The sequence below is a fragment of the Pseudomonas sp. YA1 genome (assembly GCF_058680555.1).
Map to the genome: position 1 here is coordinate 35918 of NZ_JBZWBG010000013.1, position 13538 is coordinate 49455.

The following is a 13538-nucleotide window of genomic DNA, read 5'->3' on the forward strand; positions in this document are numbered from 1 at the left end:
GCCGGCGGCCCGCCCCGGAAATCTCACTGGCCGAGGTGGCCGATGTCTTCGCCGAGCAGGCGCTCCATGCTCACCCGCGCCTGCGCCGCGGCGTCCAGCGCGCGCACGTACTGGGCACGGACGCCGACCAGGGTGCGCTGGGCGTCGAGCACGTCGAGGAAGTTGAACTTGCCCATCTCGAAGCCGCGGGTCATCGAGTCCAGCGCGCTCTGTGCGCCGGGCAGCAGGTCGCGGCGGACCAGCGCCAGCTCCTGTTCCGAGGTGCGCAACTGGTCGTAGGCCTGCACCGCTTCGCTGCGCAGGCGCAGCAGGGTCGCGCGCTGCAGGTCGCGGGCCTGGTCGGCGCGGCTCTGGGCGGCGTAGATGTTGCCCTGGTTGCGGTCGAACAGCGGCAGCGGCATCGACAGGCCGATCAGGTTGACCCGTTCGCCACGTCCGTCGCGGGCGGTCTGGTCGTACTTGCTGCCGATGCTGACCGTCAGGTTGGGGATGCGCTGGCGCTTCTCCAGGTCGACCTGGGCCTCGCCGCGCGCTACCTCCTGGGCCGCCAGGCGCAGGGTCGGCGACTCGTCGAGATGGCGCAGCAAGGCGCCACGAGTGATGCTCGCCGGCACCGCGTCGAGCGCGCCGCCGACCCTGGCGAAGCCTGGCTGCGGCTCGTCCCAGGTGCTCGACAGCTGCACATAGGTGCGCTGCTGCTCCAGCTCCGCCTGGCTCAGGTCGAGCTGGGCGTTGTCCGCCAGGACCTGGGCGCGAACCCGTTCCACCGAGGAGATGCTGCCGGCCTTGACCCGTCGGTCGGCGGCCTGCAGCGCGCGCCTGGCCAGGTCCAGGGAGGTCTTCGCCAGGCGCACCCGCTCCTGCGCGGTCAGCGCCGCGTAGTAGGCGCCGCGGACCTGGGCGCGCAGTTCGGCGCGACGGACTTCCAGTTGGGTCCAGGCGATCTCGCTGCCGCGTTTCGCCACCTCCACCCGCGCGCCGCGCTTGCCGCCCAGCTCCAGCGGCTGGGCGATGCTGACGCTGGTCTGGCGATTGCCCTGGCGGGTGTCCTCGACGCTCCAGGACAGATCCGGGTTGGGGATCAGCCCGGCCTGCTGCCGCGCGCCGCTGGCGATCTCGGTCTCGCGCCCCACCGCCGCCAGCTCGGGGTTGCTCCGCAGGGCCCGCTCCAACGCCTGCTCGAGGCTGATCGAAGTGCCGTTGAAACTCACCGGCGCCTCGTTCGCCAGGGCCGGCAGGCCCAGGCAGAGTCCCATCAGTAGCCAGCAGGCGCGTTTCCCCGCGCTGGCCAGTGGCCGAAGTATCGGCATGTTCCGCTCCTCGTCTGCTGATCGTCGTCGGCGACGGCGATCCATTACCGGCCCGGAACCACGCAACCGTTCATCGGCGATATCTCGCCGGCGATATTCGAAGTTGCACTTCCGGGATGCGGCAGATGTTAGGTAGCGGGGCTTATCGGCAAGGTGACGGAAGAATTACAAGTCGGTAATGAATATTCTCCACGGACAATTAGCGGTTACACTTCGGCAACCTTCGAAGAGACTGGCAATAGTTGGATGAAACATAGGGACAAAAGCAACATGCGCTTACAAAAGGCATTGCCCCTCACGCCCATCGGTGCTTGCGCCGCGGACATTTCCAAAGTTCTCAGGCGGACTCCCGGGAGAACTACCCGGTCATTCGATAATTATCATCGAAGCAGCGCAACGATATGAAATTACATTTCCAGGATTCTATCCAGGCAACGCCCGCAATGTAACTTTATAGCAATGCACTTAAACATTTACTTGCAAATGAATCCATACTTTATATAGGGGCGAACATGCGCATCCTTATTATCGAAGATGAAGTCAAGACTGCCGACTACCTGCACCAGGGCCTGACCGAAAGCGGCTACATCGTCGACCGCGCCAACGATGGCATCGACGGCCTGCACATGGCCTTGCAACACCCTTACGAACTGGTGATCCTCGACGTCAACCTGCCCGGCATCGACGGCTGGGACCTGCTCCGCCGCCTGCGCGAACGCAGCAGCGCGCGGGTGATGATGCTCACCGGGCATGGCAGGCTGACCGACAAGGTGCGCGGCCTCGATCTCGGCGCCGACGACTTCATGGTCAAGCCGTTCCAGTTCCCCGAACTGCTGGCGCGGGTCCGCTCGCTGCTGCGCCGCCACGACCAGGCACCGATGCAGGACGTCCTGCGGGTCGCCGACCTGGAGCTGGACGCCAGCCGCCACCGGGCCTTCCGCGGCCGGGTGCGGATCAACCTGACGACCAAGGAGTTCGCCCTGCTGCACCTGCTGATGCGGCGCAACGGCGACGTCATCACCCGGACGCAGATCATCTCGCTGATCTGGGACATGAACTTCGACAACGACTCCAACGTGGTGGAAGTCGCCATCTGCCGCCTGCGGGCGAAGATCGACGACGGCTTCGACCTCAAGCTGATCCACACCATTCGCGGCGTCGGCTACGTCCTGGAAGCGCGCCGATGACGCCACCAGGCCGACTGTCGCTGCGCCTGGCCCTGCTGGTCGGCGCCCTCGGCGCGCTGCTGGCCCTGGCGCTCGGCGCGATGGCGCACTGGAACCTCGGCCGCGAGCTGGAAGCCCGCGAGCGGGAAAACCTGCAATTGAAGCTGGAGCAGATCCGCCACAGCCTGGAAGACGATCTCGACCTGCGCAGCGACCCGGCCGTACAGGCGCATGCCCTGCAGGACCAACTGGTGGCCCACAGCGGCCTGCACCTGAGCATTCTCGACAGCCGCAGCGGCCAGCCGCTGATGAGCTTCGGCGACCAGGCCGCGGCCAGCGTCGCGGCCAACCGCGCGCTTCTCGCCCGCTTGCAGGCGGATGCCCGCCAGCCGGTGTTCCAGAGCTGGAGCACCGGCAACGACCAGCGCCTGCTGAGCATCGGCGCTTCCATGCGCATGAAGAACGGCACCCCGGTACAGGTGTTGCTGAGCAGCGAGCGCAACGCCGACGAGCGCCTGCTCGACGGTTTCCTCCGCGCCACCCTGCTGGCCCTGCCCTTCCTCCTGCCATTGATCGCCCTGGCCGCCTGGTGGGTGGTGCGTGCCGGCCTCGAACCGTTGAACCGCTTCCGCCGGGTGGCCGCCCAGGTCAGCCCGCAGGATCTCTCCTACCGCATCCCCGAGCAGAACCTGCCGCGCGAGCTGGACAGCCTGGCCCGCAGCTTCAACCACATGCTCGCCCGCCTCGAGGATGGCGTACGCCAGCTCTCGCAGTTTTCCGACGACCTGGCCCACGAACTGCGCGCGCCGATCTGCAACCTGCTGGTGCGCAACCAGGTGCTGCTCAGCCAGCATCGCGACAGCGCGGCATACCGCGAAGCCCTGGAGTCCAATGCCGAGGAACTGGAGCGGCTGTCGCGGATCGTCACCGACATGCTGTTCCTGGTGCAGGTGGACAACCCGGCGATCCAGGCCCAGTTCGGCTGCGTCGCCCTGCACGAGCAGGCGGCCAAGGTCATCGACCTGTACGAGATGGTCGCCGAGGACAAGGGCGTCGAACTGCGCCTGTCCGGCAGCGGCTTCGCCCACGGCGACAACCTGATGATCCAGCGCGCCATTTCCAACCTGGTGTCCAACGCCGTGCGCCACACCCCGCAAGGCGGGCGCATCGACGTGCGGATCGGGGAGCGCGCGGGGCACACCGAGGTGAGGGTCAGCAACGACGGCCCGGGCATCCCACCGGAGTACCTGCCGCACCTGTTCGAGCGCTTCTACCGCCGCGCCGGACGCCAGAGTGGAGCCCAGGCCGGCACCGGCCTGGGACTGGCCATCGTGCAATCGATCATGGCCTACCACGGCGGCCGCGCCGAAGCGGAAAGCGTACCGCAGCAGAAGACCCACCTGCGCCTGCTGTTCCCTTCGACGGGCGCTTCCTGACGCCGGTTTCAGCAACCGGCGCGGCGCCGCCACAGCCGGTACTCGCCGCAGAAACCGGCGAGGAACAGCGCCAGGCCGAGCGCCAGCAGGGTCCAGGGCATCCGCAGCGGGGCGCGCTGGAGCGGCGGATCGCCGTGCAGCAGGACGAAGCATTGCAGCAGCGCCCAGAACATCGCGGCGACGCCGCCAAGCATGGCCAGGCGGCACAACCAGCCGAGCCAGTAGCCTCGGCGCGAGGGCTTTTCCGGAAACTTCCCCGACACGTATTCACCTCCACATCCGCCGCCGCACTCTAGCCGAGACGCGGACGGCGGTGTGTCATGCAAGCGCAATAGCGGGGAAAGGCATTCGTCAGGAACAGGCAGCGAGAAGAACTCAGGGCGAAGGCGGCAGGCCCTCCTCGACCCGGCCGAGCCGCTCGTCGGTCCGCTCGATGTCGGCGCTGTCCCAGCCGCCGCCCATTGCCGCGATCAACTGGACGCTGGCGGTCAGGCGGCTGCCGAGCAGGGTCAGCACGGTGCGTTCGTTGCTCAGCGCGGTGGCCTGGTTGGTGACCACGTCGGTGTAGTCGACGGTGCCGGCCTTGTACTGGTTCTCGGCCAGGCGCAGTGCCTCGCGGGCCGACTCCAGGGCTTCGCGCTGCACCCCGCTCTCCTCGTCGAGGACGCTCAATTGCACCAGGTAGTCCTCCACCTCGCGGAAACCGTCGAGCACGGTCTGCCGGTAGGTCGCCACGGTCTGGTCGTAGGTCGCCTCGGCCTGGTCCACCTGGGAGCCGATCAGGCCGCCGTCGAACAGGGTCATGGCGAACTGCGGGCCGATCGACCAGAAGCGGTTCGGCGTGCTGATCCAGTTGCTCAGGCTGCCGCTGCGGTAGCCGCCGGCGGCGCTCAGGGTGAGGTCGGGGAAATAGGCGGCCTTGGCCACGCCGATCTGGGCATTGGCGGAAATCACCTTGCGTTCCGCCGAGGCGATGTCCGGCCGTCGTTCGAGCAATTGCGACGGCACCACTGCCGGCAGGTCCGGCAGCTTCGGCACGCTCGCCACCGGCGGCAGGTTGAATTGCGCCGGCGGCAGGCCGACCAGCACGGCGATGGCGTGCTCCAGCTGGGCGCGCTGGTACTTCAGGTCGATGGCCTGGGCCTGGGTGCTTTTCAGCTGGGTGCGGGCCTGGGCCACGTCGGCCCTGGTGACGATGCCGGCGCGGTATTTGTTCTCGGCCACCTTCAGCGAACGCTCGTAGGCCGTCACCGTGTCGTTGAGCAGGCGGATCTGTTCGTCCATCACCCGCAGTTGCAGGTAGTTCTGCGCCAGTTGCGACTGCTGGCTGAGGCGCACCGCGGCGAGGTCGGCGGCGCTGGCATGCAGGCTCGCCTGGTTGGCCTCCAGTTGCCGGCGCAGCTTGCCCCAGAGGTCGACCTCCCAGCTGACGCCGAGGCTGGTCGAGTAACTGTTGCTGATCGCACCGGAGCCACCGCCGCTGCTCACAGTGGAGCCGTCGGGAAGGCGCACGGTGCTGTCGCCGCCGCCCTGGCCGCTGCGGGTCTTGCCCACGTTGCCGGTGATCGACGGGAAGAACGCGGCTCGCGCGCCGCGCACCAGCGCCTCGGCCTGGCGGAACTGCGCCACCGACTGGGCCAGGGTCTGGTTGGAACGTTCCAGGTGCATCTGCAGGTCGTTCAGGGTCTGGTCGCCGTACAGCTCCCACCAGGCGCCGCGCTGGAACACGTCGCGCGGCTCGGCGCGGCGCCAGCCTTCGGCTTCCTTGAATTCGGCGGGCACCGCCAGGTCCGGTCGCTGGTAGTCGGGGCCGATGGCGCAGCCGCCGAGGGCGGCGACCAGGGCCAGGGCGAGCAACGAGGGGGTGTGTTTCATAGGGGTGTCTCCAGCGCACCGTCCGTGCGTACGCCGCGTTTCTGGTTGACCCAGTGGCGCAGGCGGTCGAGATAGAGGTAGACCACCGGGGTGGTGTACAGGGTCAGCAACTGGCTGCCGATCAGCCCGCCGACAATGGTGATGCCCAGCGGCCGGCGCAGCGCGGCGTCGCCGCCGATGCCGAAGATCAGCGGCAAGGCGCCGAGCAAGGCGGCCAGGGTGGTCATCATGATCGGCCGGAAGCGCATCATGCAGGCCTCGAGGATCGCCTCGCGCGGGCTCAGGCCGTGGTTGCGCTCGGCCTCCAGGGCGAAGTCGATCATCATGATCGCGTTCTTCTTGACGATGCCGATCAGCAGGATGATGCCGATCAGCGCGATCAGGCTCAGCTCGCTGCGGCAGAGGATCAGCGCGAGCAGCGCGCCGACCCCGGCCGAAGGCAGGGTCGAGAGGATGGTCAGCGGGTGCACGTAGCTCTCGTAGAGGATGCCGAGGACGATGTACACCGCCAGCAGCGCCAGGAGGATCAGCCAGGGCATCTGGTTCTGCGTGTCCTGCACCGCGCCGGCGTTGCCCTCGAAGCTGGTCTGCACGTCCACCGGGATGTGCAGCGGCTCCAGGGCCTGCATGATGGCCTCGCGGGTCGGGCCGATCTGCGCGCCCGGCGCCAGGTTGAAGGACAGCGTGGTGGCGGCGAACTGGCCCTGGTGGTTGACCTCCAGCGGTGCCCGGCTCGGTTCGTAGTGGCTGAACGCGGACAGCGGCACGCGCTGGCCGTCGTTACCGATCACCTGGACCTGGCGGAGGATCTCCGGGCTCTGCTGGTACTGCTGGTCGACCTCCATCACCACCCGGTACTGGTTCAGCGGGTTGAAGATGGTCGACACCTGGCGCTGGCCGAAGGAGTCGTTGAGCACCGCGTCGACCATTTCCACGTTGATCCCCAGGGTCGCCGCACGGTCGCGGTCGATCACCAGGCGGGTCTGCACGCCCTTGTCCTGGGAGTCGCTGTTGACGTCCACCAGCTGCGGCAGCTTGCGCATCGCCGCCTCGACCTTCGGCGCCCATTCGCGGAGCAGGGTCAGGTCGTCGCTGCGCAGGGTGAATTCGTACTGCGCGTTGCTGTCGCGGCCGCCCAGGCGCACGTCCTGGCCGGCATTGAGATAGAGCGCCGCGCCGGGCACCTTGGCGATCCGCTCGCGCAGCCGGGTGAGGACCTTCTCCACCGGGTCGCGTTCGCCGATCGGCTTGAGGGTGACGAAGAACGAACCGGTGTTGCTCGACTGCCAGCGGCCGCCGCCGATGAAGCCGACCACGTTTTCCACCGCCGGATCGGAAGAGAGGATCTTGCGGTACTCGCCCATCTTCGCGCTCAGGGACTGGAACGAGATGCTCTGGTCGGCCACCGCGTAGCCGCGCAGGCGCCCGGAGTCCTGCTGCGGGAGGAAGCCCTTGGGCACCACCACGAACAACCAGAGGTTCATGGCGATGCAGGCCAGCATGATCACCACCATCAGCCGCGAGTGCTCCAGCGCCCAGCCCAGGCTGGCGCGGTAGCGCAGCATGAAGGCGGCGAAGAAGCGATCGCTGCGCCGCGCCAGGGAAGCGCCTTCGGGCCGTTTCAGCGGACGCAGCAGACGCGCGCAGAGCATCGGCGTGAGGGTCAGGGATACCACCAGGGACACCAGGATCGCCGCCGAGAGAGTCACCGCGAACTCGCGGAACAGCCGCCCGGTGAGCCCGCCCATGAGCAGCAGCGGGATGAACACCGCGACCAGCGAGAGCGTCATCGACAGCACGGTGAAACCGACCTGGCGGGCGCCGGTGATCGCCGCCTGGATCGGCGGATCGCCCTCCTCGATGCGTCGGGCGATGTTTTCCACCACCACAATGGCGTCGTCCACCACGAAGCCGGTGGCGATGATCAGCGCCATCAGCGACAGGTTGTTCAGGCTGAAGTCGCACAGGTACATGACCGCGAAGGTGCCGATCAGCGAGACCGGCACCGCCAGGCTGGGGATCAGCGTGGCGCGACCGTTGCGCAGGAACAGGAAGACCACCAGGATCACCAGCGCCACCGAGATCAGCAGGGTCAGCTCGGCCTCTTCCAGCGACGCGCGGATCGACGGGCTGCGATCATCCATCACGTTCAGCTTGACCTGCGGCCCGAGCAGTTCCTGCAACACCGGCAGTTGCGCGTGGATGGCGTCGGTGGCCTCGATGATGTTGGCGCCGGGCTGGCGGGTGACGATCAGCAGCACCGCCGGCAGGTCGTCGGAGAAGCCGGCGTTGCGCACGTCCTCCACCGAGTCGCTGACCTTGGCCACGTCGCCGAGGCGCACCGCGGCGCCGTTGTCGGCGTTGTAGTGGATCACCAGCGGCTCGTACTCGCGGGCCTTGCGCAACTGGTCGTTGGCGTCCACCTGCCAGTGCTTGTCGTCCTTCTCGACGGCGCCCTTGGGGCCGTTGCTGTTGGCCGCGGCGATGGCCGTGCGCACGCTGTCCAGGGACAGCCCGTACTGGCTCATGGCATCCGGGTTGAGGTCGACCCGCACCGCCGGCAGCGAGCTGCCGCCGATGCTCACCTGCCCTACCCCCTGCACCTGCGACAGCTTCGGCGCCAGCACGGTCGAGGCGAGGTCGTACATCTCGCCGCGACTCTGGGTCTCCGAGGTCAGGGTGAGAACCATGATCGGCATGTCCGAGGGGTTGGCCTTGCGGTAGCTGGGATTGTTCGGCATGCCGCTGGGCAGCAGGCTCATCGCGCCGTTGATCGCCGCCTGCACCTCGCGGGCGGCGCCGTCGATGTCCTTCTCCAGGTCGAACACGAGCACCACGGTGGTCGAGCCCAGCGAACTGCTGGAGGTCATCTCGCTGATCCCGGCGATCCGTCCCAGCGAGCGCTCCAGCGGCGTGGCCACCGACGAGGCCATGGTTTCCGGGCTGGCGCCCGGCAGGCTGGCGCTGACCACGATGGCCGGGAAGTCGACGTTGGGCAGCGGCGCCACCGGCAGCAGACCGAACGACAGGGTGCCGGCGAGCAGCAACGCCAGGGTCAGCAGCGTGGTGGCGACCGGGCGGCGGATGAAGGGCGTGGACAGGCTCATCGCCCGGCATCCCCGTCGAACCCGGCCTCGGTGTTCAGGTCCAGCCCGCGCTGCTTGCGCCAGGCCGCCCAGCGACGGGCCAGGCGGTCGAAGTAGAGATAGATCACCGGGGTGGTGAACAGGGTCAGGACCTGGCTCAGCAGCAGGCCACCGACCATGGTGATGCCCAGCGGCTGGCGCAGCTCGGCGCCGGCGCCGCCGGCGAGCATCAGCGGCAGCGCGCCGAGCAGCGCGGCCATGGTGGTCATCAGGATCGGCCGGAAGCGCAGCAGGCAGGCCTGGTAGATCGCCTCATGGGGCGGCTTGCCTTCGTTGCGCTCGGCGTCGAGGGCGAAGTCGATCATCATGATCGCGTTCTTCTTGACGATGCCGATCAGCAGGATGATGCCGATGATCGCCACGATGCCGATCTCCTGCCCCGCCAGCATCAGCGCCAGCAGCGCGCCGACCCCGGCCGAGGGCAGGGTCGAGAGGATGGTCACCGGATGGATGAAGCTCTCGTAGAGGATGCCCAGGACGATGTACATGGTCACCACCGAGGCGAGGATCAGCAGCAGCGTGTTCGACAGCGAGGCCTCGAAGGCCAGCGCCGCGCCGCGGAAGCTGCCCTGCATGCTCAGCGGCAGCTCCAGGCTGGCCTCGACGCCACGGATCGCCTCGACCGCCTCGCCCAGGGAGTAACCCTTGGCCAGGTTGAACGACAGGGTCGCCGAGGGGAACTGGGCGATATGGTTGATCGCCAGCAGGGTATGCCGCTCCTCCACCTTCGCCAGGCTCGACAGGCGCACCTGGGTGCCGTCGCTGGACGGCACGTAGAGCTGCTCCAGGGCCTGCGGGCCGAGCTGGAACTGCGGCGCCACCTCCAGCACCACGCGGTACTGGGTGGCCTGGGTGAAGATGGTCGAGATCAGCCGCTGGCCGAAGGCGTTGTAGAGCACGCTGTCGATGTCGGAGAGCTTCACGCCGAGGCGCGAGGCGGTGTCGCGGTCGATGTTCAGGTAGGCCTGCAAGCCCTTGTCCTGCCAGTCGCTGGCGACGTCGGCGAGCTGCGGCAACTCCTGCAGCCGCGCCACCAGCTTCGGTACCCACTCGGCGAGCACGTCCGGGTCGGCGTCCTGCAAGGTGAACTGGTACTGGGTGCGGGCGACCCGGTCCTCGATGGTCAGGTCCTGCACCGGCTGCATGTACAGCTTGATCCCGGGCAGATGGTCGAGTTCGGGCTGCAGGCGCTGGATCACTTCGCTGGCGGTGACGTCGCGCTCGCTGTGCGGCTTGAGGTTGATCAGCAGGCGGCCGGTGTTGAGGGTCGGGTTGCTGCCGTCGACGCCGATGTAGGAGGACAGGCTGGCCACCGCCGGGTCCTTCAGCACCACCTCGGCAAGGGCGCGCTGGCGCTCGGACATGGCCTGGAAGGAGATCGACTGCGGCGCTTCGGCGACGCCCTGGATCACCCCGGTGTCCTGCACCGGGAAGAAGCCCTTGGGCATGGCCAGGTAGAGCAGCGCGGTCAGCGCCAGGGTGGCGATGGCTACCAGCAGGGTCAGCGGCTGGTGCCGCAGGACCACCCGCAGGGCCTTGGCGTATTGTGCGATCAGGCCATCGATGACCCGCCCCGCGGCGCGCGCGAAGCGGCCCTGCTGGTCCTCGTCGACGTGGCGCAGCAGCTTGGCGCTGAGCATCGGCGTAAGGGTCAGGGAGACGAAGCCGGAAATCAGGATCGCCACCGCCAGGGTGATGGCGAACTCGCGGAACAGCCGCCCGGCGACGTCGCCCATGAACAGCAGCGGGATCAGCACGGCGATCAGCGAGAAGGTCAGCGAGATGATGGTGAAGCCGATCTGCTTCGAGCCCTTGAGTGCCGCTTCCAGCGGCGAGTCGCCCTGCTCCAGGTAGCGGGCGATGTTCTCCACCATGACGATGGCGTCGTCGACCACGAAGCCGGTGGCGATGGTCAGCGCCATCAGGGTCAGGTTGTTGATCGAGAAGCCGGACAGGTACATCACGCCGAAGGTGCCGATCAGCGACAGCGGCACGGCGAAGCTGGGAATCAGGGTGGCGTAGACGTTGCGCAGGAACAGGAAGGTGACCATCACCACCAGCGCCACCGCCAGCGCCAGCTCGAACTGCACGTCCTTGACCGAGGCGCGGATGGTGGTGGTGCGGTCGGTCAGCACCTGCACGTCGAGATTGCCCGGCAGGGTCGATTGCAGCTGCGGCAGCAGCGCCTTGATCCGGTCGACCACCTCGATCACGTTGGCTCCCGGCTGGCGCTGGATGTTCAGCACCACCGCCGGCAGGTTGTTGGCCCAGGCGGCCAGGCGCACGTTCTCGGCGTCGTCCTCGACGCTGGCGACGTCGCGGATGCGCAGCGGCGAGCCGTTCTTGTAGGCGATGATCAGGTCGCGGTAGGCGTCGGCCGAGCGCAACTGGTCGTTGGCGTCCAGGGTCGAGGCGCGGGTCGGGCCGTCGAAGCTGCCCTTGGGGCCATTGAGGTTGTTGCTGGTCACCGTGCTGCGCAGGTCCTCCAGGCTCAGCCCGGCCGCCGCCAGCGCCGTCGGGTTGGCGCGCACCCGCACCGCCGGGCGCTGGCCGCCGCTGATGCTGACCAGGCCGACCCCGGAGATCTGCGAGATCTTCTGTGCCAGGCGGGTATCCACCAGGTCCTGGATCTGCGGCAGCGGCATGCTGTCGGACATCACCGCCAGGGTCAGGATCGGCGCGTCCGCCGGGTTCACCTTGCTGAACACCGGCTGGTTCGGCAGGTCGTTGGGCAGCAGGCTCTGCGCGGCGTTGATCGCCGCCTGGACCTCCTGCTCGGCGACATCGAGGTTGCTCTGCAGGCTGAATTGCAGGGTGATCACCGAGGCGCCGCCGGAACTGCTGGAAGACATCTCGTTGAGCCCCGGAATCTGCCCGAGCTGGTTCTCCAGCGGCGCGGTGATCGACGAGGTCATGATCTCCGGGCTGGCACCGGGGTACAGGGTGACCACCTGGATGGTCGGGTAGTCCACTTCCGGCAACGCCGAGATCGGCAGGAAGCGGTAGGCGATCAGGCCCGAGAGCAGGATCGCCACCATCAGCAGGGTGGTCGCGACCGGCCGCAGGATGAACGGGCGGGACGGGTTCATTCAGCGCTCCCGCTACCCACCGAGTCGCCCTGGAGGCCGCTGGGGCGGCCAGTCTGCGGTTTCTGCGGCTCGCCCTCGAGGACCTGCGGGGAGGCCTCGGCGACACGCACTTCCATACCGTCGCGCAGGCGGTCGGTGCCTTCCACCACCACCTGCTCGCCGGCCTTCAGGCCGCTTTCCACCACCACCCGCTCGTTCTCGCTGGTGCCGATGGCGACACTGCGCTGGCTGACCTTGTTGTCGGCGCCGACCACGTACACATAGATACCGTTGGTGCCGCGCTGCACGGCGTTGGCCGGAATGGTCAGCACGCCCTTGAGGGTCTGCGCCAACAGGCGCACGTTGACGAACTGGTTGGGGAACAGCTTGCCGTCGGCGTTCTCGAAGCGTGCCTTGAGCTTGACCGTGCCGGTGGTGGTGTCGATCTGGTTGTCCAGGGTGGTCAGGGTGCCTTCGGCGAGAACCTTGTCCTGGTTGCGGTCCAGCGCGGTGACCGCCAGCTTGCCGGGGCCGTTCATCTGCTCGACGACGGTGCCGATCTGCTGCTGCGGCAGGCTGAACACCACCGAGATCGGCTTGACCTGGGTGATCACCACCAGCGGCGTGGTATCGCCGCTGGTGACCAGGTTGCCGATGTCCACCTGGCGTAGGCCGAGGCGCCCGGAAATCGGTGCGCGGACCTCGGTGAAGGTCAGGTTGAGGCGGGCGTCGTCGACCTGGCCCTGGTTGGTACGGATGGTGCCCTGCAACTGGCGGACCTGGGCTTCCTGGGTATCCAGGGTCTGCTTGGCGATCGAGTCCTCGGCGTACAACCCCTTGTAGCGCTGCAGGTCGATCTCGGCGTTCTTCAGTTGCGCCTGGTTCTGCATCAGCGTGCCCTCGGCCTGGGCCAGCGCCGCCTTGTAGGTACGCGGGTCGACCACCGCCAGCAGGTCGCCGGCCTTGACCTCCTGCCCCTCCTGGAACAGCACCTTGACCAGCTCGCCGTTGACCCGCGGCTTGACGTTCACCGTGTTGAAGGCGGTGACGGTGCCAAGCGCGTTGAAATGCAGCGCCAGGTCGCCCTGCTCCACCCTGGCTACGCCGACGGTGAGCGCGTTGGCCTTGGGCAGCGCGGCGCCCGGCTTGCCGCCGCGACCGGGTCGCCCGTCGGAGGACGGCGCCGAGGCGGGCGCCGCCAGCCACATCACCAGGCCGATCACGGCGGCGAAGGCCAGGGCGGTGATCAGCCACGGGCGCAGGGTACGGAACTTGGATTTACCGGTCGTTGGAGTCATGGTTCTTCTTCAGGCTTAGAACGGAGGCGCTTTTTCCAGGCTGCACGATAAGCATTGCGGGGGCCCAGGCAAAGCCTCTTTACCCGCTATTTACCCTTGCTTTACCGATAGTTAGGCATTCCGCCCGCATGCTTCGGCGAGCCACCCGCAGCCTGGCACCAGGCTATGACAACAAACGGCTTGCTCCGTTACGGGCGAAGGCTTGAAATAGAGCGTCCTGCACTCGCCCACTCCGCAAT

8 protein-coding genes are annotated in these 13538 nt (G+C 67.7%); 2 read left to right on the top strand and 6 right to left on the bottom strand.

The genetic code is table 11. From position 1 onward, the window contains the following. Positions 1 to 23: 23 nt before the first annotated feature. A complete protein-coding gene (locus AC4OR5_RS19160) occupies positions 24 to 1310 on the bottom strand; it encodes a TolC family protein (RefSeq protein WP_003113317.1) in 1287 nt (428 codons plus the stop codon). A gap of 512 nt (positions 1311 to 1822) precedes the next feature. On the opposite strand from AC4OR5_RS19160, the gene AC4OR5_RS19165 reads away from it, so the two are divergent. Next, positions 1823 to 2497 carry a heavy metal response regulator transcription factor gene (locus tag AC4OR5_RS19165; RefSeq protein WP_003089900.1) on the top strand — a complete coding sequence of 225 codons (675 nt, stop codon included), beginning with the start codon at positions 1823 to 1825 and terminating at the stop codon, positions 2495 to 2497. Continuing rightward, complete coding sequence (locus AC4OR5_RS19170; protein ID WP_058160303.1) at positions 2494 to 3912, top strand: sensor histidine kinase; 1419 nt, start codon at positions 2494 to 2496, stop codon at positions 3910 to 3912. Before AC4OR5_RS19165 ends, AC4OR5_RS19170 begins: the two co-directional genes overlap by 4 nt. An 8-nt stretch (positions 3913 to 3920) precedes the next feature. Here AC4OR5_RS19170 and AC4OR5_RS19175 read toward each other — a convergent pair whose 3' ends face one another. From AC4OR5_RS19175 to muxA, 5 genes are all read right to left on the bottom strand, one after another. Further along, entirely contained in the window at positions 3921 to 4175 is a 255-nt protein-coding gene (locus AC4OR5_RS19175; RefSeq protein WP_058160302.1) for a hypothetical protein, read from the bottom strand. 112 nt (positions 4176 to 4287) lie between these two features. Then, the gene (opmB, locus tag AC4OR5_RS19180; RefSeq protein WP_003120075.1) at positions 4288 to 5787 is read right to left on the bottom strand and encodes a multidrug efflux RND transporter outer membrane subunit OpmB; all 1500 of its coding nucleotides are present in this window, start codon (positions 5785 to 5787) and stop codon (positions 4288 to 4290) included. Beyond that, positions 5784 to 8894, bottom strand: coding sequence for a multidrug efflux RND transporter permease subunit MuxC (muxC, locus tag AC4OR5_RS19185; RefSeq protein ID WP_003089914.1), 3111 nt, complete (start codon positions 8892 to 8894; stop codon positions 5784 to 5786). Before muxC ends, opmB begins: the two co-directional genes overlap by 4 nt. Then, positions 8891 to 12022 carry a multidrug efflux RND transporter permease subunit MuxB gene (gene muxB / locus AC4OR5_RS19190; RefSeq protein WP_058160301.1) on the bottom strand — a complete coding sequence of 1044 codons (3132 nt, stop codon included), beginning with the start codon at positions 12020 to 12022 and terminating at the stop codon, positions 8891 to 8893. Before muxB ends, muxC begins: the two co-directional genes overlap by 4 nt. Beyond that, on the bottom strand, positions 12019 to 13299 hold the full coding sequence (gene muxA / locus AC4OR5_RS19195) for a multidrug efflux RND transporter periplasmic adaptor subunit MuxA (RefSeq protein WP_003111498.1): 1281 nt from the start codon (positions 13297 to 13299) through the stop codon (positions 12019 to 12021). The genes muxB and muxA overlap by 4 nt, the downstream gene beginning before the upstream one ends. Positions 13300 to 13538 lie beyond the last annotated feature (239 nt).

Bases quoted from the DNA above. Each gene is read 5' to 3' on its own strand.
- AC4OR5_RS19160 (WP_003113317.1), bottom strand. From the start codon at position 1,310: ATGCCGATACTTCGGCCACTGGCCAGCGCGGGGAAACGCGCCTGCTGG.
- AC4OR5_RS19165 (WP_003089900.1), top strand. From the start codon at position 1,823: ATGCGCATCCTTATTATCGAAGATGAAGTCAAGACTGCCGACTACCTG.
- AC4OR5_RS19170 (WP_058160303.1), top strand. From the start codon at position 2,494: ATGACGCCACCAGGCCGACTGTCGCTGCGCCTGGCCCTGCTGGTCGGC.
- opmB (WP_003120075.1), bottom strand. From the start codon at position 5,787: ATGAAACACACCCCCTCGTTGCTCGCCCTGGCCCTGGTCGCCGCCCTC.
- muxC (WP_003089914.1), bottom strand. From the start codon at position 8,894: ATGAGCCTGTCCACGCCCTTCATCCGCCGCCCGGTCGCCACCACGCTG.
- muxB (WP_058160301.1), bottom strand. From the start codon at position 12,022: ATGAACCCGTCCCGCCCGTTCATCCTGCGGCCGGTCGCGACCACCCTG.
- muxA (WP_003111498.1), bottom strand. From the start codon at position 13,299: ATGACTCCAACGACCGGTAAATCCAAGTTCCGTACCCTGCGCCCGTGG.